This window comes from Paraburkholderia sp. BR10882, assembly GCF_040948855.1.
GTDB lineage: Bacteria > Pseudomonadota > Gammaproteobacteria > Burkholderiales > Burkholderiaceae > Paraburkholderia > Paraburkholderia nodosa_A.
Genome location: NZ_JBFPKP010000006.1, coordinates 25,816 through 44,810, shown reverse-complemented (window position 1 = coordinate 44,810; position 18,995 = coordinate 25,816). Strand labels below are relative to the sequence as shown.

21 protein-coding genes are annotated in these 18,995 nt (G+C 66.8%); 16 read left to right on the top strand and 5 right to left on the bottom strand.

Features of this window, described 5'->3' with window-relative positions; translation table 11 throughout:
• Positions 1–50: 50 nt before the first annotated feature.
• Entirely contained in the window at positions 51–1,127 is a 1,077-nt protein-coding gene (locus tag AB3X99_RS17075) for a YeiH family protein (RefSeq protein WP_368617610.1), read from the bottom strand.
• A 145-nt stretch (positions 1,128–1,272) separates the two neighbouring features.
• On the opposite strand from AB3X99_RS17075, the gene AB3X99_RS17070 reads away from it, so the two are divergent.
• From AB3X99_RS17070 to AB3X99_RS17035, 8 genes are all read left to right on the top strand, one after another.
• Positions 1,273–2,190, top strand: coding sequence for a LysR family transcriptional regulator (locus AB3X99_RS17070; RefSeq protein WP_368617609.1), 918 nt, complete (start codon positions 1,273–1,275; stop codon positions 2,188–2,190).
• Between the two features lie 158 nt (positions 2,191–2,348).
• On the top strand, positions 2,349–3,146 hold the full coding sequence (locus AB3X99_RS17065; RefSeq protein ID WP_368617608.1) for a TIM barrel protein: 798 nt from the start codon (positions 2,349–2,351) through the stop codon (positions 3,144–3,146).
• A gap of 62 nt (positions 3,147–3,208) precedes the next feature.
• Positions 3,209–4,177, top strand: a complete 969-nt coding sequence (locus AB3X99_RS17060; protein WP_368617607.1) for a sugar kinase — start codon at positions 3,209–3,211, stop codon at positions 4,175–4,177.
• A 98-nt stretch (positions 4,178–4,275) separates the two neighbouring features.
• Positions 4,276–5,559, top strand: a complete 1,284-nt coding sequence (locus tag AB3X99_RS17055; RefSeq protein ID WP_368617606.1) for an MFS transporter — start codon at positions 4,276–4,278, stop codon at positions 5,557–5,559.
• Between the two features lie 21 nt (positions 5,560–5,580).
• Positions 5,581–6,546 carry a 2-hydroxyacid dehydrogenase gene (locus AB3X99_RS17050; protein ID WP_368605384.1) on the top strand — a complete coding sequence of 322 codons (966 nt, stop codon included), beginning with the start codon at positions 5,581–5,583 and terminating at the stop codon, positions 6,544–6,546.
• Positions 6,543–7,640 carry a LacI family DNA-binding transcriptional regulator gene (locus AB3X99_RS17045; RefSeq protein ID WP_342945787.1) on the top strand — a complete coding sequence of 366 codons (1,098 nt, stop codon included), beginning with the start codon at positions 6,543–6,545 and terminating at the stop codon, positions 7,638–7,640. The genes AB3X99_RS17050 and AB3X99_RS17045 overlap by 4 nt, the downstream gene beginning before the upstream one ends.
• Positions 7,641–7,754: 114 nt before the next feature.
• Positions 7,755–8,564 carry a YhfC family intramembrane metalloprotease gene (locus tag AB3X99_RS17040; RefSeq protein WP_368617605.1) on the top strand — a complete coding sequence of 270 codons (810 nt, stop codon included), beginning with the start codon at positions 7,755–7,757 and terminating at the stop codon, positions 8,562–8,564.
• A gap of 33 nt (positions 8,565–8,597) precedes the next feature.
• Positions 8,598–8,963: a DUF3022 domain-containing protein gene (locus AB3X99_RS17035; protein ID WP_368617604.1), complete on the top strand. Its 366-nt coding sequence runs from the start codon at positions 8,598–8,600 to the stop codon at positions 8,961–8,963.
• Between the two features lie 69 nt (positions 8,964–9,032).
• On the opposite strand, the gene AB3X99_RS17030 is transcribed toward AB3X99_RS17035, so the two are convergent.
• Both AB3X99_RS17030 and AB3X99_RS17025 read right to left on the bottom strand, forming a co-directional pair.
• The gene (locus tag AB3X99_RS17030) at positions 9,033–9,467 is read right to left on the bottom strand and encodes a PGDYG domain-containing protein (RefSeq protein ID WP_368605381.1); all 435 of its coding nucleotides are present in this window, start codon (positions 9,465–9,467) and stop codon (positions 9,033–9,035) included.
• 159 nt (positions 9,468–9,626) lie between these two features.
• The gene (locus tag AB3X99_RS17025; RefSeq protein WP_368617603.1) at positions 9,627–10,178 is read right to left on the bottom strand and encodes a Spy/CpxP family protein refolding chaperone; all 552 of its coding nucleotides are present in this window, start codon (positions 10,176–10,178) and stop codon (positions 9,627–9,629) included.
• Positions 10,179–10,403: 225 nt separating this feature from the next.
• Here AB3X99_RS17025 and AB3X99_RS17020 point away from each other — a divergent pair, with 225 nt between their 5' ends.
• Together AB3X99_RS17020 and AB3X99_RS17015 are read left to right on the top strand one after the other, a co-directional pair.
• Complete coding sequence (locus AB3X99_RS17020; protein WP_042265707.1) at positions 10,404–10,868, top strand: Lrp/AsnC family transcriptional regulator; 465 nt, start codon at positions 10,404–10,406, stop codon at positions 10,866–10,868.
• A gap of 209 nt (positions 10,869–11,077) precedes the next feature.
• Positions 11,078–12,181: a saccharopine dehydrogenase family protein gene (locus tag AB3X99_RS17015; protein WP_069265691.1), complete on the top strand. Its 1,104-nt coding sequence runs from the start codon at positions 11,078–11,080 to the stop codon at positions 12,179–12,181.
• Positions 12,182–12,185: 4 nt separating this feature from the next.
• Here the strand turns inward: AB3X99_RS17015 and AB3X99_RS17010 are convergent, their stop codons facing one another.
• Together AB3X99_RS17010 and cydX are read right to left on the bottom strand one after the other, a co-directional pair.
• A complete protein-coding gene (locus AB3X99_RS17010) occupies positions 12,186–12,779 on the bottom strand; it encodes an AAA family ATPase (RefSeq protein WP_368617602.1) in 594 nt (197 codons plus the stop codon).
• The gene (gene cydX, locus AB3X99_RS17005; RefSeq protein ID WP_069265693.1) at positions 12,776–12,955 is read right to left on the bottom strand and encodes a cytochrome bd-I oxidase subunit CydX; all 180 of its coding nucleotides are present in this window, start codon (positions 12,953–12,955) and stop codon (positions 12,776–12,778) included. The genes AB3X99_RS17010 and cydX overlap by 4 nt, the downstream gene beginning before the upstream one ends.
• 141 nt (positions 12,956–13,096) lie before the next feature.
• Here cydX and AB3X99_RS17000 point away from each other — a divergent pair, with 141 nt between their 5' ends.
• The 6 genes from AB3X99_RS17000 (at position 13,097) to AB3X99_RS16975 (ending at position 18,896) form a co-directional block, all read left to right on the top strand.
• Positions 13,097–13,543, top strand: a complete 447-nt coding sequence (locus tag AB3X99_RS17000; protein WP_368617601.1) for a hypothetical protein — start codon at positions 13,097–13,099, stop codon at positions 13,541–13,543.
• A gap of 182 nt (positions 13,544–13,725) precedes the next feature.
• A complete protein-coding gene (gene corA, locus AB3X99_RS16995) occupies positions 13,726–14,703 on the top strand; it encodes a magnesium/cobalt transporter CorA (RefSeq protein WP_368617600.1) in 978 nt (325 codons plus the stop codon).
• Between the two features lie 166 nt (positions 14,704–14,869).
• Positions 14,870–15,832, top strand: coding sequence for a sugar ABC transporter substrate-binding protein (locus tag AB3X99_RS16990; RefSeq protein ID WP_069265696.1), 963 nt, complete (start codon positions 14,870–14,872; stop codon positions 15,830–15,832).
• Positions 15,833–15,940: 108 nt separating this feature from the next.
• On the top strand, positions 15,941–16,099 hold the full coding sequence (locus tag AB3X99_RS16985) for a hypothetical protein (protein WP_368617599.1): 159 nt from the start codon (positions 15,941–15,943) through the stop codon (positions 16,097–16,099).
• Entirely contained in the window at positions 16,099–17,811 is a 1,713-nt protein-coding gene (locus AB3X99_RS16980; RefSeq protein WP_368617598.1) for a sugar ABC transporter ATP-binding protein, read from the top strand. Before AB3X99_RS16985 ends, AB3X99_RS16980 begins: the two co-directional genes overlap by 1 nt.
• Positions 17,808–18,896 carry an ABC transporter permease gene (locus AB3X99_RS16975; RefSeq protein WP_141710712.1) on the top strand — a complete coding sequence of 363 codons (1,089 nt, stop codon included), beginning with the start codon at positions 17,808–17,810 and terminating at the stop codon, positions 18,894–18,896. The genes AB3X99_RS16980 and AB3X99_RS16975 overlap by 4 nt, the downstream gene beginning before the upstream one ends.
• Positions 18,897–18,995: the final 99 nt, after the last annotated feature.

The window sequence follows — 18,995 nt, the reverse complement described above, 5'->3', positions numbered from 1 at the left end:
CGCCGGCGCACAAGGGATCGGGTCGGGGCGCGCGGCCCTCGGGCGCCGGGTCATCCGAACAGGCGCTGCACGCCCCAGGTGATCGCGAGACCGCCGCCGACCAGCCAGAGGTAGATGATGAAACCGGCGGTCAGCGCCCGCGGGCCGGCCTGGCGAATCTGCGAGACGCGCGTCTCGATGCCGAGGGCCGTCATCGCCATGGTCAGCGCGAAGGTGTCGAGCGTGTTGACCGCGTGGGTGGCCGTCTCGGGCAGCACGTGGAGCGAATTGACGATCACGAGCGCGAGGAAACCGAGCGCGAACCAGGGTACCGCGAGCTTGCGCGCGCCGCCTTGGCTGGCGTGGCCGTCGGCCGTTGCCTTGCTGCGCGCCGAGCGATTGAGCCACACGCCGAGCACGAGCAGCACAGGCACGAGCAGCATCACGCGCGTCATCTTGACGATGGTGGCGATGTGCGTGGCCTCCGGGCTCACGTTGCTCGCGGCGCCCACCACCTGCGCGACCTCGTGAATCGTGCCGCCGAAGAAGAGCCCGGCGCCGAGCGTGTCGAGATGCAGCCAGCCCGCGCGGAACAGCACCGGGTAGAGGAACATCGAAAGCGTGCCGAACAGCACGACGCTGCCGACAGCCATGGCGCTCTTGTGCGGCTTCGATTGCAATGTGGATTCGAAGGCGAGCACGGCCGCTGCGCCGCAGATCGCGCTGCCGGCCGCCGTGAGAATGGCGGTGTCGCGGTCGAGCTTGAGCAGTTTCATGCCGACCCAGGTGCCGATCACGAGTGTGCTCACGACGATCACGACCGACTCGACGAGCCCCGGCACGCCGACCTGGGCGATTTCCTGCAGGCTCACGCGCAGTCCGAAGAACGCCACGGCGATGCGCAGCAGCTTGCGCGCGGAGAAGTTCACGCCGGCGGCCCAGCTTTCGGGCATGCCGTCGCGAAGCGCATTGCCGTAAATCGCGCCCGCGACGATGCCGACGATCAGCGGGCTCATGCCGAGCCCGGCGATCGCGGGCAGCGACGCGACACTGGTGACGGCGGCCGCGAACAGCGCGACGAACAGGACGCCGTTGAGCTGCCCGCGGGTGGACGGCGATGATGCGTGCGCAAGACTGGGTGTGGACATGACGGCCTCTGTACCGGGCGATGCGGCGGAAAAATGGGGTAGCGAACAGGTCGCTATCGAATGGCCTAATCCTAATTTAGGTATATCGATATGAAAAATCGTGATTTGTGACGTAATATATAGGACAACACGATGGTTTCCCTCGATGACCCCGGAACAACTGATAACTTTCGCTGCTGTCGCCGAGCATCTCAATATCAGTCGAGCTGCACTGGCACTGCATTTGTCGCAGCCGGCCGTTTCGGGCCAGTTGCGGCTGCTGCAGGAGGAGATCGGTGAGCCGCTGTATCAGCGCGACGGCCGGGGGGTGCGCCTCACGCCCACAGGCGAACAGCTCGCGGGCTACGCAGCGCGCCTGCGCGACACCTGGCGCGACGCGCTCACCTACCGCGACGCGTTGCGCGGCCTCGAGCGCGGCACGCTGCGCATCGGCGCGACCACCACGCCCGCGAGCTACCGGCTGCCGTATCTGGTGGCGCAGTTCCACGGCCGCTATCCGCAGGTCAAGCTCGAAACGTCGAGCGGAAATTCGACGGACGTCGTGGGCATGCTCGGCGCGGTCGATATCGCGCTAATCGAGGGCCCGGTGGGCGAGCAGCTGCCGCCGGATACCGCCGTGCATGCCTGGCACGAGGACGAAATCGTCGCGATCGTGCCGCGCTCTCACGCACTGGCGTCGCAGCTCGACGCGCAGGGGGAGACGGCCGCGATGCCGGCCATCACGGTGGGAGCGCTCGCGCAGTGGCCGCTGGTCCTGCGCGAGGATGGCTCGGGCGTGCGCCAGGTGGTCGAGCGGGCGTTCGCTCGCGCCGGCGTGCCCATGCGCGTTGCGCTGGAGATCGCGGGCGTGGAGGGCGTGAAGGAGGCGGTGCGAGCAGGTATGGGCATCGGCTTCGTATCGGCCATGTCGATGCGTCACGAGAACGGCGCCTTGCGGCAGATCCGCCTTGGGCCCGAGCCGCTTGCGCGGCGCTTTTCCATCCTGGTGCCGCACGCGGGCGCGGCTTCGCGCGTTGCGCAGCGCTTCCTGGAACTGTGTCTCGCCGATGTCCCTGGCGCCTGAGCCACCAGACCCAGGGCAATCCAGAATGGCGGCCCAAGCGGCTAACGCGCACTATCCGCTCTAATCAACCGGCGCGCAGGCGCTTTTTTTTTTGGGGCTGGATTTGGAACCGGTTCCAAAAAACGAAGTGCGCGACGGCAGGCAACGGGATGACGGCAATGGCGGAAGTAGCAATCGTGGCGAGCGCCTTCGGGGCGCAGGCAATCTGGCGTGACGGACACGCGGCGTGGAGCCGGCTCGCGCGGCGCGCGGGCGCGCACGCGTTCGAGGTGCGGCGCGAGTTGATGCACGATGCCGACGCGCAGCCCGAAGCGCTGCGCGCGCTCGGAAAGGCGCTTGCGGACGAAGGGTTGTGGCGCGTCTGGTCCACACCGGACGCGCTCTATGGCGAGAATGGCGCGCTCGACGAGGCGGCGCTTGGCGCCGCGGTCGCGGCGGGACGGGCGCTCGGTGCGCGTTTCGTGAAGCTGCAACTGGGCGGTTTCTCAGGCGACGCCAGCGCGGCGCGCCTCGCGAGCCTGCTCGAAGCACTGGGCGCACGCACGGGCGACATCGTTGACGCGCGCAACGGCCCGCGTGTCGTCGTCGAGAACGGTCAGCTCGAGCAGGGCGGCAAGCTCGACCAGTTCATCGGCCTCTTCAACGCGCTGCGCGACGGCGGCGCGCCGGATGTGATCGGCATGACGTTCGACATCGGCAACTGGCAATGGCCGGGCGAGCCGCCGCTGCTCGCCGCCGCCGCGCTCGCGCCGCACGTCGAATACATCCATTGCAAGGCCGTGGTGGGCGAGGGCGCGCGCCGCTTCGCTGCCGCGCCGGGCGACGACGACGCGCTGTGCCGCGCCGCACTCGCGCTGCTGCCGACACACGTGCCGCGCGGCATCGAGTTTCCGTTCGATCCGGCGCGCATACACGCAGACGCCGCGCATTACGTCGAATGGCTCGCGGCCGCTTGAGCGCCGCGCGAAGCCTCGAAACCGCGCACCAGACTCCATACGATTCATCAGGAACGCATCTCATGACCGAAGCACTCGATGTCATCACCTACGGCGAAGCGATGGCGATGTTCGTCGCCACGGAGCCGGGTCCGCTCGCCCAGGTCGCGCATTTCACGAAGCGCGCGGCAGGCGCGGAGCTCAATGTCGCGACCGGCCTCGCGCGCCTCGGTTTCAAGGTGGGCTGGATGAGCCGCGTGGGCGCCGATTCGTTCGGCGAGTTCGTGCGCGACGTGCTCGCGCACGAAGGCATCGACGCGCGTTGCGTGAGCACCGACACGCGCTTTCCGACCGGCTTCCAGCTCAAGTCGAGGAACGACGACGGCAGCGATCCCGCTGTCGAGTATTTCCGTCGCGGCTCGGCGGCGAGCAAGCTCTCGGCTCGCGACTATCAGGCCGACTATGTGCTCGGCGCGCGCCATCTGCACCTGAGCGGCGTGGCGCCCGCCATCTCTTCCTCTTCACGCGAACTGGCGTTCAAGCTTGCACACGAGATGCGCGCCGCGGGGCGCACGATCTCGTTCGACCCGAATCTGCGCCCGACGCTGTGGGGCTCGCAAGCCGAAATGGTTGGCACGCTCAACGAACTCGCGAGCTTCGCCGACTGGGTACTGCCCGGCGTCGGTGAAGGCCTTGTGCTGACGGGTTCGGACGACCCGGAAGCCATCGCGCAGTTCTATCTTGCGCGCGGCGCACGCGGCGTGATCGTGAAGCTCGGCGCAGAGGGCGCGTACTACGCCACGGCCGAAGGCGAGCAGGGCCGCGTCGCGGCGCAGCGCGTGGAGCGCGTGGTCGATACCGTGGGCGCCGGCGACGGCTTTGCCGTGGGCGTGGTGAGCGCGCTGCTCGAAGGACGTTCGCTTGCCGCGGCCGTGACTCGCGGCAACCGCATCGGCGCGCTGGCCGTTCAGGTGATCGGCGACTCCGAAGGCTTGCCGACGCGCGCGCAGCTCGATGCGCTCGAAGCCGCGCAAACGCAGGCAGCCGCATAGCGGAACAGGCGGCGCAACGCAAAGTGCGGCGCGCCAAACGACATGAGACCAGAGGGCGGCACTGTCAGGTACCGAGCCCCATTCAACTGGAGACACCGATGACCTCAACCTCGCTCGCACCGCGCCGCTGGTGGGCAATCATGCCGATCGTGTTCATCACGTACAGCCTCGCCTATCTCGACCGCGCGAACTACGGCTTCGCCTCGGCGGCCGGCATCAATCGCGATCTCGGCATCAGCCCGGGGCTCTCGTCGCTGATCGGCGCGCTGTTCTTCCTCGGCTACTTCTTCTTCCAGCTGCCGGGCGCCGTGTATGCGGAGCGCCGCAGCGTGCGCACGCTCGTGTTCGTGAGCCTCGTGCTGTGGGGCGGCTGCGCCGCGCTCACGGGCGTCGTCACGAACATTCCGTCGCTCATGGCGATCCGTTTCGTGCTCGGCGTGGTCGAGGCGGCCGTGATGCCCGCCATGCTCATCTTCATCAGCAACTGGTTCACGAAGAAGGAGCGCTCGCGCGCCAACACGTTCCTGATCCTCGGCAATCCGGTCACGGTGCTGTGGATGTCGGTCGTATCGGGCTATCTCGTGCATGCCTTCGGCTGGCGTCACATGTTCATCGCCGAAGGCGTGCCGGCTGTGCTGTGGGCCGTGTGCTGGTGGTTGCTCGTGCGCGACAAGCCCGCACAAGTCAACTGGCTCTCCGACGATGAAAAGCGCGCGCTCGACGCCGCGATGCGCGCCGAGCAGGCCGCCATCAAGCCGGTACGCAACTATGCCGAGGCGTTCCGCACGCCTGCCGTGATGCTGCTCTCGGCGCAGTACTTCTGCTGGAGCATCGGCGTGTACGGCTTCGTGCTGTGGCTGCCGTCGATCGTGAAGAACGGCTCGGCGCTCGGCATGGTCGAAACGGGTTGGCTCTCCGCCGTGCCGTATCTCGCGGCGACCATTGCGATGCTGGCCGCCTCGTGGGCGTCGGACAAGCTCGACAATCGCCGCGCCTTCGTGTGGCCGTTCCTGCTGGTCGGCGCGCTCGCCTTCGCGCTCTCCTACGCACTCGGCTCGACGCACTTCTGGATGTCGTACGCGCTGCTCGTGGTGGCGGGCGCGGCGATGTACGCGCCGTATGGCCCGTTCTTCGCGATCGTGCCGGAGCTGCTGCCGAAGAACGTGGCCGGCGGTGCGATGGCGCTCATCAACAGCATGGGCGCGCTCGGCTCGTTCGTCGGCTCCTATGTGGTCGGGTATCTGAATGGCGCGACGGGCTCGCCTGCGGCATCCTATGCGTTCATGAGCGCGGCGCTGCTCGTTTCGGTGGGCCTCACGCTCGCCGTCAAGCCGCAGCGCGCCGCCACCCGTGGTTATGCATCCCCGGCTCACGGAAAATAACCTCTCTTTTCTAGCGCACTTATGAAGCCGAAAATCGTTGTCTACAAAGCCTTGCCCGCCGATGTCGCCGACTATCTGCGCGAGCATGCCGAACTGATCGACGTCGATGCCGACCAGCCCGGCGCACTCGCCGCCGCGCTAAAAGACGCCGACGGCGCGATCGGCGCGAGCGTGAAGATCGCACCGGCGATGCTGGACGGTTCGCGCGTGAAGGCGCTCTCGACGATCTCCGTGGGCTACGACCAGTTCGACGTGGCCGATCTCACCAAGCGCGGCATCGTGCTCGCCCACACGCCCGACGTGCTGACCGAATCGACGGCCGACACCGTCTTCTCGTTGATCCTCGCGAGCGCTCGCCGCGTGGTCGAACTGGCCGACTGGGTCAAGGCGGGCCAGTGGAAGGGCAGCATCGGCCCGGCGCAATTCGGCGTGGACGTGCAGGGCAAAACGCTCGGCATCGTGGGGCTCGGGCGCATCGGCGGCGCCGTGGCGCGCCGTGCCGCGCTCGGCTTCAACATGAAGGTGCTCTACACGAACCGCAGTCCGAACGAAGCGGCCGAGCGCAACTATGGCGCGCGCCGTGTCGAACTCGACGAACTGCTCGCAAGCGCGGACTTCGTGTGCCTCCAGGTGCCGCTCACCGACGCCACGCGCCATCTCATCGGCGCGGAACAGTTGAAGAAGATGAAGAAGAGCGCGATTCTCATCAACGCCTCGCGCGGCGCGACCGTCGACGAAAAAGCGCTGATCGCGGCGCTCGAAGCTCGCACGATCCACGGCGCGGGCCTCGATGTGTTCGAGCGCGAGCCGATCGATCCCGCGTCGCCGCTGCTGCGCATGCCGAACGTGGTGGCGCTGCCGCACATCGGCTCGGCCACGCACGAGACGCGTCACGCGATGGCGCGCTGCGCAGCGGAGAACCTCGTCGCGGCGCTCGCTGGCACGCTCGATGTGAACGTCGTCAACCGCGAGGTGCTCGCGCGATGAGCATGGCTGCGGGCGGCGCGGATCGCGAGCGTGACGTCGATACGGCGGAAAAGGGCGCCGCGGCCACGGCGCCGCGCCGCGCGACCATCAGCGACGTGGCGCGCGAAGCCGGCACCGGCAAGACCAGCATCTCACGCTATCTGAACGGCGAGCTGGGTGTGCTTTCGCCCGACCTGCGCGCGCGCATCGAGGCGGCGATCGAGCGGCTCGACTATCGCCCCAACCAGATGGCGCGCGGGCTCAAGCGCGGCCGCAACCGTCTGCTCGGCCTGCTGATCGCCGATCTCGCCAATCCCTATTCGGTGGAGATTCTGCAGGGCGTGGAAGAGGCGTGTCACGCGCTCGGCTACATGCCGCTCATCTGCCACGCGGCGAACGAGATCGACATGGAGCGGCGCTATCTCCAGCTGCTCACCACGTATCGCGTGGAAGGCGTGATCGTCAACGCACTCGGCGTGCGCGAATCGATGTTGAAACCCGTGGGCAGCGGCGGCATTCCGGCCGTGCTGATCGACCGGACCGTCGACGGCCTCGATGCGGACATGGTCGGCCTCGACAACGCGGCGGCCGTGCGCCTCGGCACGGAGCATCTGCTTGCGCGCGGCTACGACGACATCGTGTTCGTCGTGCAGCCATTCGAACAGGTGAGTTCGCGGCGCGAGCGCGAAGCGGCGTTTCGCGAGTCGATGCAGGCTACGAAGGGCGCGGCCCGCGGCCTCACGCACGTGCTCGATCTCCATGACGAAGCCGCCGTGCAAACCGCGCTCGCGGCGCTCGACACCCACGTGGCCCAGGCGCTGGCACGCGGTGCGCGTTGCGCGTTGTTCGCGGCCAATGCGCCGGTGGCGCTGCGCCTCGCCTTGCATCTGAAAGCGGCGCTCGGCGCCCAGTGGCAGCAGCGCGTGGCGCTCGTCGCCATCGACGATCCGGAGTGGGCCGAGCTTGCCGGCATCACGACGATCCGCCAGCCGACGCGCGAGATCGGCTATCGCGCGGTGGAGTTTCTGCACGAGCGCATCGAGGGCGCGGCGCCCAAGGCACGCGCGGCGGCCTTCGAGGGCGAACTGGTGGTGAGGGCTTCGACGCTGGGGTGAGGACGGCGCGATTGCGGGGCTCTCGCGCAGCCGGGGCTGCGCGCAAGCGCCGATATCTGCGATCATTCGGGCTGCGGCGCGCGTGCGTGCGTGCCGAACGTCATAAGGAAGCCCATGTCCGTAGCTCCGATCACGCTCGTCTGCCTATCGCTCGCGACGCTGTTTGTCGCCGCCTTGCCCGTATCGCTGTATCGCCGGCTGCGTGTGCCGTTCGCGCTCGACTGGCGCGATACGGTCACGGGCGTCGCCATCTTCGCGTTGTTCGTGGCTGTGATCGAGCGCGCCATCAACGACTACATGCTGCACGGCAACGCCGCCGTCGCGCAGGTCCTTTCGAACCCCGTTTTCTTCGTGCTGTACGGTGCGCTCGCGGCGGGCGTGTGCGAGGAGGTCGGGCGTTATATCGCCATGCGGCTCATCGCGCGCCGCGGCGCAGGCAAGTCCAACGCGCCCGCAGACAGCTCGGCCTTCGGCTACGGCATCGGCCATGCGGGTGCGGAGGCGTGGTTCGTCGGCGTGCTCGTGCAGTTGCAATGGATCGTGTTCGCGGTGCTCGCGAATCGCGGCGATCTCGACGAGCATCTCTCCAATCTCACGATGGACTCGGTCTTGCGCGTGCATCTGATTCTCGCTAGCCTTTCGCCGCTTTTCGCGGGCGTCTTTGCGCTCGAGCGCACGGCCGCGTTCGTGTTCCAGATTGCCTTGTCGGTGCTGATGTGGCGCGGTGTGCGCGCGGGATGGAAGGGGATTTTGCCGCTCGCGATCCTCGTGCACGCGCTCATCGACGTGCCTGCCGCGATGTATCAGGCGCGTCTCGTGCCGCTCGTGGCCGTGGACGGTTTGTATGTGGCGGCGGCCGTGGTGGTCGCCGTCGTGCTTTTCAGGACGTGCCGCCCGCAGCGGCGCGTCGCACGCGCGGCGTAAGTGCGCGCGTCTCACTTCTTTTTTCTGGCGTCAATGGAAGCCTATCTGTTTGAATGCGCGAGCCCCGAATTCGACGAGCTCGCCCGCGTGATCGCCGACATCTTTCCCGAGCAGACGCGCTTTGCCGAAGAGCCGAATGAAAACGGCGTGCCGCAACTGGTCGTGCACTGGGTGGCGATGCGCTTCGGCTCGAAGGCGCGCCGCATGGTGCTCACGGTGGCAATCGCACCCGCCGCGCTCGCACGCTATCGCGCATTGCCGCCGCGGCTGCGCGGGCGCAGCTTCGCGGTGTTGCGAGCCTACGTGGAGGCGACGATCGAATCGCTCGAGGAACAGCACGCGAAGGGCGAAGACGTGCCGCGCGAGGTGACGATCGCGCTGGACGAAGAATTTGCGTAAAGCGCTTGCTCGAAGCGCATTGGCTTGAAGCGATGGGCGCAGTGCGCCCAGTTTGCGTTGCGCTGAGATTCAGTCGGCGAGCTTGTAGACCTTGGCGAAACGTGCGGCCTGCACGACGCCATAGTCGCCGGGTGCGTATTGCATGACCCAGTCGCCGGCCACGCCGCCAAGCCGGTCGCCGCCGGCAGAACGCACGAGCGTGAACGGCTCGTCCATGCGCCTTGCGAGCACCACGACCTGGTGGTTGCGATACGCGCCTGCCTCGCCGTGAGCGAGGGTGTCGCTCGCCGGCAGGTACTTCGCATCGAACCTGTCGCGCGAGACGACCCAGCGATCGCCGGTCGAACCGGTGATGATCGCGTCGCCGGGCGCATAGCGGTTCGGGCCTTCGAGGCTCATCAGCTCGCCGGCAACGGCCGCGAACTCGACGCTCACGGTCTCGTCCTTGACGACGCGCTGTGCGGCGGGGTCGACACGCAGGTCGAGTTGGGTCAGTTCAATCATGGCGGCAGCAGCGGACGGGCTTCACAAAAAGCGGCTTTCAAAGAAGCGACGGCCGGGCAGTTTCGCCCGGCCGTCGCGCGGTCCGCAAGGGTACCCTGGATCGGGCCGTCGCGCACGCATGGGCGCGCAGCCCGATTCGCGGGTGCGCCTTACTCCTTCTTACTGCGCGGCCGGCGTGCTGGCCGCTTCGGTGTCGCTGGCTGCGGCGTCTGCCGACGGCTTGGCCTTGCCCTTGTGCTTCGGATGGCCCGGCTTGCCCGACGGGCCGTGCTCATTGCCGTGGCGGAAGGACTGATCGGCGAGCTTCTTCTGTTCCGGCGAGAGGCTCGTGTAGAGCGGCTCGAACGCCGAGACGAGCTTCTGCATGTCGTCCGCGTGCGCCTGGGCGATCTGCGCATACTGCTTCATGTCGTCGAGCGCGTTGCGCGAGCTTTCGCTTTCCGCGCGCTGCTTGAAGAGATTCGCCATGGTCTCGCCGTTGCTGCGCATGGTGTCGGCGAACGTCTTCCATTGCGGTTCTTGCTCGGGCGTGATCTTGAGCTGCGTGTGCAGCCACGTGATGCGCTCCTCGACACGCTGCTGATGCTGCGCGGCGCGCACATCGGCGCTCGACGCGGCCGCGGCGGTTGCCGAAGCGGCCGGCGCAGCGCTTTGCGCGAACGCGCCGCTCATCGAGAGCGAGACGGCAAGGATGACGAAAGCTTTCTTCATTGTGACTCCTTGAATCATTTCGTAGCGGGTAGCATGGCCAGAATGGCTGCAGGCGCTATTAGTACCACGTTCTCGCTTCGCGACGCCCCGGCTGCGACACTTGCTTACAAACGAAACGCGTGGAAATACCCGTCGCGCAGGACTTGCGCGCCGCGAGCGCCGCCGGCGTGCTCACCCGCGCGCGATAATGACGCCGTTCAGACCTTCCATACAGACCGCCGCCCGATGAGACCTCCGCGCCTCGATCAACTCGACGACCTCGACCGCAGCCTCGTCGCGCTGCTGCAGGAAAATGCGCGCGAAAGCGTCGCGAATCTCGCACGGCGCCTGGGCGTCGCGCGCACCACGGTGCTTGCGCGCATCGAGCGGCTCGAACGCACTCAGGTGATCGCCGGTTACGGCGTGCGCCTCGGCCAGGATGTGCTCGACGCGAGCCTGCAGGCGTGGGTCGGACTCATCATCGCGCCGCGCCATGGGCCCGATGTGCAAAAGCGCCTCGGCAAAATGCCCGAAGTGCAGTTGCTGTGCGCGGTAAGCGGCGAGTACGACTACGTGGCGTGGCTGCGCGCCGATTCGCCCGACCGCCTCAACGATCTGCTCGACCAGATTGGCGGCATACCCGGCGTGGAACGCACGACCACATCGATCGTGCTTGCGCGCAAGGTCGATCGCGGCTCGGTGACGGGCTGAATCGAGGGCTGAGCCGCGGCCCGAACGGCGAGGTCTTCGTCATCGAAAATGAATGGTTTCGTCATTTCGACGAGAACGGTCGTCAGAATGACGAAAATGGCGGTCGAAACGCATCGTTTTGCGTCTATGAACCGTATTTGTCTCTCCCTAGACTGTGTTTGAGCGGGCGCTGCCCATCCCCAAGCATAGAAAACCAAAGGAGATGACACATGAAAGTTGCGATTGCAGGCGCCGGCCTGATCGGCCACACCATTGCCCACATGCTGCGTGAGAGCGGCGACTATGAAGTCGCGGCGTTCGACCGCGATGCGAAATCGCTCGAGCCGCTTGCGGCGCAGGGCATTCCCACCGCGCGTGTCGATTCCGGCGACGCCGCCGCGCTGCGCGGCGCGCTGGAAGGTTATGACGTGCTGATCAACGCGCTGCCGTATTACCTTGCCGTGAACGTCGCCTCGGCGGCGAAGGGCGCAGGCGTCCATTACTTCGACCTGACCGAAGATGTTCGTGCGACCCACGCGATTCGTGCGCTGGCCGACGACGCCGATCATGTCTTCATGCCGCAATGTGGTCTCGCGCCCGGCTTCATCGGCATAGCGGCGCATGCGCTCGCGAGCCGCTTCACCGAGATCCGCGACGTCAAGATGCGCGTAGGCGCGCTGCCGCAGTTTCCCACCAACGCGCTCAAGTACAACCTCACATGGAGCGTCGACGGTCTCATCAACGAGTATTGCCAGCCGTGCGAAGCGATTCGCGAAAGCCGCACGCAGTGGGTGCAGCCGCTCGAAGGTCTCGAGCATTTCTCGCTCGACGGCGTCGAGTACGAGGCCTTCAATACGTCGGGCGGCCTGGGTACGCTCTGCGAAACGCTTTCGGGCAAGGTCGAATCGCTCGACTACAAGTCGGTGCGTTATCCGGGTCATCGCGCGCTCATGCAGTTCCTGCTCGAAGACCTGCGCCTTTCCAGCGACCGCGACACGCTCAAGTCCATCCTGCGCCGCTCGGTGCCCGCGACCGAGCAGGACGTCGTGCTTATCTTCATGACGGTGACCGGCATGCGCGACGGCAAGCTCGTGCAGGAGGTGTTCACGCGCAAGATCTTCGCGAAGACGGTGTGCGGCGTGCCCATGAGCGCGATCCAGATCACCACCGCCGGCGCCATGTGCGCGGTGCTCGATCTGTTCCGCGAAAAGCGTCTGCCGCAAGCCGGGTTCGTGCGCCAGGAGCAGGTGTCGCTCCAGCAGTTCCTCGCGAACCGCTTCGGTCAGGTGTACGAAGGCGCGACGCTCGACAGCCGCGCGAAGGTGGCGGCCTGAAGTCTCAGGTCGATGCCGTTGCCGACACGATGCGCTCGAGCAGCGCGTCGTAGTCGGCCGCTGCGGGCGCGCTGTTGTCGAAGAGCAGAAGGCCGTCGAGCTGCGCGCCCGACGGCATGAAGCGCCGCTGCCGGTATTCGTTCCAGTGAGCGAGCTTGTAGGCGTCGATCGGATGGGCGCGCGCGCCGATGCGCGCGTGCGCCGTTTCCTCGCTCGTATGCACCCACACCACGGTGAGTCCCACCTCCTGACCGACACCGAGCCACGCGCGGTCGAACAGCTCGCGCTCGCGCACTTCGCGCGACAGCGGGCCGACCACGAGCGCGCTCACGCCAAGTTCGAGGTTTTCGCGGGCGGTGTCGATGAGCCCGCGGTACTCGGGTTCGCGAAAATGCTGCAGGAAAAGCGGGCTGTCGCGATCGTTCGGGTCGTGCGTGAGCGCGCCCATCGCGGCTGCGCTATAGCTGCCGTAGAGCGTGTCCTTGTCGAGCAGGCAGAACGGCTCGCCGGTTTCGCGGGCGAGCGGGGCGAACAGGCGTTTGGCGAGCGAGGTCTTGCCGGCGCCGGCGTGGCCGCAGAAGAACACCAGTCTTGTCACGGGCGGCGTGCCTCGCCGGGTTGCGTGCCGGCGTTTGCCGACGGGGCGTTATCCAGGCCGTTTTGCTCGGGTCCGTGTCCGTTCAGGAATTTGCCGTTGGCCTCGAGCCACATCACGTTGATGATGCCAAAGCCGAGCGCAACGCCGATGCCGAGAATCCACGAGAAGTACCACATGGCCGTTGCCTCCTCTCAATGCCGGTTGCGAGCGCTGCCGCGCAGTCCCCAAAGCATATAACAACGATGATCGGTCTGGCGCCCGTACGGATATGATGGGCGCGAACCGGGAGCCAGACGTCAGAAAAGGGGAAAGCGCCCATGCCGCCTTTGCCGTCGCGCAGATCGATTGCGAGTCTCGCCGCCGCCGTCACGGTGGTCGCCGCGTTCGCAGTCGGCGGCTGTGCCGAGGAGCAGCCGCAGCCCATGCCGTTCAAGCCCGTGCCGGCCGAACGCATCCTGAAGCCTGGCTACACCGAGCCGGGCGAGGGCCTCGTGGCCGTGGACGTGCGCCGCGAGCGCACCCGCAACGTCATCGTCAAATTCCGCGACGCGCCCGTCTACATCGACGGTGAACGCGTGACCGACCTCATGGACGGCGAACACGTCACGTTCTACCTGAAGCCCGGCGTGCGCCGCATCGCCGTGACGACGCAGTTCGATCCTGTGATCGAGCTGCGCTTGCTTGTGGATCCGCGCTACACCAACCGCGCGAGCATCACCTTCGACAAGGATGACCGCATCGGCATCCGCCGCGTCGCGCAGTAGCCTCCCGGTTCGCCGCCGCCGTTGCACGGCGGGCACGGCAGTGCTCTCAGGCCCAGTCAACCGGACGCGCGCCGCTCGGGCACCCCGTCCAGACGCCGTCGGTCGACGGAACACCTTACACTTGGCAACCGGTGCAACTCGAAGCGGCGCGGGCGCGACCCGCCGCGCGGAAGAAAAGGAACATGCTAATCAATTGCGTCGCGTATCAAGGCGGCAAGAAACTGGCCGATGTCACAGTCGAAGCCATCAGCGACTATCTGGCGAAGCCCGAGTGTTTCGTCTGGGTCGCGCTCAAGGACCCGGACGCCGGAGAAATGGCGGCGATGAAGGAGGAGTTCGGCCTGCATGCGCTCGCCATCGAAGACGTGATGAACGGCAACCAGCGGCCGAAGATCGAGGAATATGGCGACACGCTTTTTTGCGTGCTCCACACGCTCGAACTCGACGACGACGGCGAAGTCATCACAGGCCAGGTGAACGTCTTCGCCGGCCCCAATTTCGTGCTTTCGGTGCGCCACCGCGCGCAGCAGGGTTTCAGCGATGTTCGCGCGCGCTGCGAGCGCGAGCCCGAATTGCTGCGCGAAGGCTCCGGGTTCGTGCTCTACGCGCTGATGGACAGCGTGGTCGATCGCTACGCGCCGGTGCTCGAAACGCTCTCCGGCGAGATCGAGGAGCTGGAGGACCGCATCTTCGACAAGCACGACCTCGCGGGCTCGCGCGCGATCATCGAGGATCTCTATTCGCTCAAGCGTCGTCTCGTGATCCTCGCGCATCACGTCACGCCGCTCGTCGATGCCGTCGGCAAGCTCGTGGGCGGGCGCATTCCGCAAATCTGCGTGGGCATGCAGGCGTACTACCGCGATGTGTACGACCACCTCGTGCGCGTGTCCAACATGGTCGACGCGCGCCGCGAAATGATCGTCACGGCGATCCAGGTGAACCTCGGCATGATCTCGCTCGCGGAGAACGAAGTGACCAAGCGGCTCGGTTCCTTCGCCGCGCTCTTCGCCGTGCCGACCATGATCGCGGGCATCTACGGCATGAACTTCGAGCACATTCCGGAGCTGCACTTCAGATTCGGCTACCAGATCTGCCTCGCCGCCATGCTCGTGCTCGATATCTTCCTGTTTTTCCTGTTTCGTCGTATTAACTGGCTCTAAGGCAGTGCGGGCGTTGTTGCGCCGCCGCATGGCCGGCAGCGACGCCAGTGACAGAGCAAAGTTGACATCGTTGAGCGCCTGCGCCGAGAATGGGCCGGCAGAAAACGTTTGCGCATAACCAGAAAGCAGGGCCCAGCCGGGCCCGACAAACCGGAGACTTCCAGACATGAACTCCCGCATTCGCCGCCGCATCCTTCTCGCCGCCAGCGCGCTCGCCACGACCGCCGTAACAGGCGCTTTGCCGCTCGCGGCCCGCGCACAGGCGCCTCACAAGCCGAAAGTCGCGCTCGTCATGAAGTCGCTCGCCAACGAGTTCTTCCTCACCATGGAGACCGGCGCGAAGGACTATCAGAAGCACAACGCCGACCAGTTCGATCTCATCACCAACGGCATCAAGAACGAGACCGACACGGCCGCCCAAATCCAGATCGTCGAGCAGATGATCGTCTCGAAGGTCGACGCCATCGTGCTCGCGCCCGCCGACTCCAAGGCGCTCGTGCCCGTCGTGAAGAAGGCGGTGGACGCGGGCATCATCGTCGTGAACATCGACAACAAGCTCGACGCCGACGTGCTCAAGTCCAAGGACCTGAACGTGCCGTTCGTCGGCCCGGACAACCGCAAGGGCGCCCGCCTCGTGGGCGACTACCTGGCCAAGCGCCTGAAGTCGGGCGACCAGGTGGGCATCGTCGAGGGCGTCTCCACCACGACCAACGCGCAGCAGCGCACGGCGGGCTTCAAGGACGCGATGGACGCCGTGAGCGCGAAGATCGTCTCGACGCAGTCGGGCGAATGGGAGATCGACAAGGGCAACGCCGTCGCCTCCGCCATGCTCAATGAATACCCCGACATCAAGGCGCTCCTGTGCGGCAACGACAACATGGCGATCGGCGCCGTGTCGGCCGTGCGCGCGGCGGGCAAGCAGGGCAAGGTGTACGTGGTCGGCTACGACAACATCGGCGCCATCAAGCCCATGCTCAAGGACGGCCGCGTGCTCGCCACTGCCGACCAGTTCGCGGCGAAACAGGCCGTGTTCGGCATCGACACGGCCCTGAAGGCGCTCAAGGAGCACAAGAAGCAGTCGGAGCTGTCGGGTATCGTCGAAACGCCCGTGGTGCTCGTCACGAAGTAAAGCGCTGCCGGCAGGCGCCATGCCGTGCCGCGGCGGTATTTGCGTGCCCAACGCAATAAGCGCTCAAGAATCTCGCCGCGCAGCCGTTATTTGTACCGGGATGACCGCATGGGCGGCCGTCTTCCGCTGGGCGGCGTATCGCTGCCCAGCGCGCCGTTCGAGGCATGCTCTACCGGAGCGTGCGGCGGCGGTGCGGACCCGCAGTATCCGGGCGGCGCGACTCACCGGTTGAACCCGGCGGCGCGGCTCGCGACTACAGGATCGTGATGGATGCAAATGTCCCCGACGTAGCGTCACCTGCGCCCGCCGTGCTTACGGTGACGGGCGTCGGGAAGACCTACGAGCAGCCGGTGCTCGCCGACGTCAGCCTCGCGCTGCACGCCGGCGAAGTGCTTGCGCTTACGGGGGAAAACGGCGCGGGCAAGAGCACGCTCTCGAAGATCGTGAGTGGCCTCACAGCGTCGAGTGCGGGCAGCATGACGCTGATGGGCCGCCCCTACGCCCCGGCGAGCCGCCGCGAAGCCGAGGCGCTCGGCGTGCGCATGGTCATGCAGGAGTTGAACCTGCTGCCCACGCTCACTGTTGCGGAGAACCTGTTTCTGGACCGCCTGCCGCAGTCGGGGCCGCTGCGGTTCGGCTGGATCGATCGCAGGCGGCTGCGTGACGACGCGCGGGCCGCGATGGCGCAGGTCGGACTCGAGGCGATCGACTCCGATACGCCGGTCGGGGAGTTGGGAATCGGGCATCAGCAACTCGTGGAGATCGCGCGCAACCTGGTCGGCAGCGCCGCTGCGGCCGATCATGGCGATGGCGGCGACATGCGCGTGCTGATCCTCGACGAGCCGACGGCCATGCTCACGGCTCGCGAGGTCGAATTGCTGTTCGAGCAGATCGCGCGGCTGAAGGCGCGCGGCGTGGCGATCGTCTACATCTCGCACCGGCTCGAAGAACTCGAGCGCATCGCGCAGCGCGTCGCGGTGCTGCGCGACGGCAAGCTCGTGCGGGTGGACGCCATGGCCAACCTCACGCCCGAGCGCATCGTCGCGCTGATGGTGGGGCGCGAGCTTGGCGAGCGCATCGATCTGGGGCAGCGGCGCATCGGCGCGCCGCTCCTGAAGGTGGACGGGCTCACGCGCGCGAAGGCTGTGCGCGACGTGTCGTTCGAAGTGCGCGCCGGCGAGATTTTCGGCGTGTCGGGGCTGATCGGCGCGGGCAGAACGGAGCTGATGCGGCTCATCTACGGCGCCGACCGCATGGAGCGCGGCACGGTGGCGCTGGCGCCCACGCCGGGCGCGGCGCCGGAACCCGTGCAGATTGCCTCGCCCGCCGATGCGGTTAAGCTTGGCATCGCGCTCATCACCGAGGACCGCAAGGGCGAAGGGCTGCTGTTGCCGCAGCCGCTCGCCGCGAACGTGACGCTCGGCAACGTGGGCGCGGTCTCGCGCTATGGCGTGGTGGATGCGGCGCGCGAGAACACGCTGGCGCGCACGCAGATCGACGCGCTGCGAATCCGCGCGTCCGGACCCGCGCAGTCGGTGGGCGAGCTGTCGGGCGGCAACCAGCAGAAGGTGGTGATCGGCCGCTGGCTCGCGCGCGACATTACGCAGTCGATGCGCGTCGTGCTGTTCGACGAGCCTACGCGTGGCATCGACGTCGGGGCGAAGTTCGACATCTACGCGCTGATGGGCGCGCTCGCACGTGAAGGCCGGGCGCTCGTGGTGGTATCGAGCGACCTGCGCGAGCTGATGCTGATCTGCGACCGCATCGGCGTGATGTCGGCGGGGAAGATGACGGCCATCTACGGTCGCGACGAGTGGAGCCAGGACAAGCTGCTCGCCGCCGCCTTCGCGGGGCTGCGCGCCGAGGATGCGCTGGTCGCGAACGCGCGCGATCTGCCGGAGATGGGCGAAGTGCCGCCACACAGGGAAACGCGCAAGCCCCAGGAACGCAACGACGACCCACGAGGGAGCGCTTCATGACGAACGACCCGTTGCGCGGGCAACCGTCGCCGCACGGCGACGAAATCGGTGGGCGTACCAGTTCGACCAAAATCGCGCCGGGCGCTGCGCCGGTGTCGGCGCCGCATGCGATGCAGGCGAGCGGCAAGCCCGTGGGCACGCGCTTCGGCTTTTCGAACTACCTGGGCCTCGCGCTCGCGCTGATCGCGATGATCGTGTTGTTCTCGCTGCTGAGTTCACACTTCCTCACGTACGATACGTTCAGCACGATCGCGAACCAGATTCCCGATCTCGTGGTGATGGCAGTGGGCATGACCTTCGTGCTGATCATCGCGGGTATCGATCTTTCGGTGGGTTCGGTGCTCGCGCTCGGCGCTTCGGTGGTGAGCGTGGCGTCGCTCAAGTGGGGCTGGGGCGCGCTGCCGGCGGCGCTGCTCGGCCTCGTCGCCGCGGCGGCCACGGGCACGCTCACGGGCGCGGTGACGGTGGGCTGGCGCATCCCGTCGTTCATCGTTTCGCTCGGCGTGCTCGAAGCGGCGCGCGGGCTTGCGTACCAGATGACGAATTCGCGCACGGCGTATATCGGCGACGCGTTCGACTTTCTCTCGAACCCGATCGCATTCGGCATCTCGCCGGCGTTCCTGATCGCGGTGGCGGTGATGGTGATCGCGCAGCTCACGCTGACGCGCACGGTGTTCGGACGGTATCTGATCGGTATCGGTACCAACGAAGAGGCGGTGCGCCTGGCGGGCGTCGATCCGCGGCCGTACAAGGTGATCGTGTTCGCGCTGATGGGCGCGCTTTCCGGGCTAGCGGCGCTGTTTCAGATTTCGCGCCTCGAAGCCGCCGATCCAAACGCGGGCGCGGGGCTGGAGCTGCAGGTGATCGCCGCCGTGGTGATCGGCGGCACCAGTCTGATGGGCGGGCGCGGCTCGGTCATCAGCACGTTCTTCGGCGTGCTGATCATCTCGGTTCTGGCCGCGGGGCTCGCGCAGATCGGCGCGAACGAGCCCACCAAACGGATCATCACCGGCGCGGTGATCGTCGTGGCGGTCGTGCTCGACACGTACCGCAGCAGGCGAAGTCGCAGAGGCAGCAGGACATAACAATTTTTTCGAGGGCGCGGTCCGCAATGCAGCGCGGGCCGACGGAAATGACCGGGAAAGCGACGCCAGACCAAACTTACAACGGGCGCGCAGAGAGCC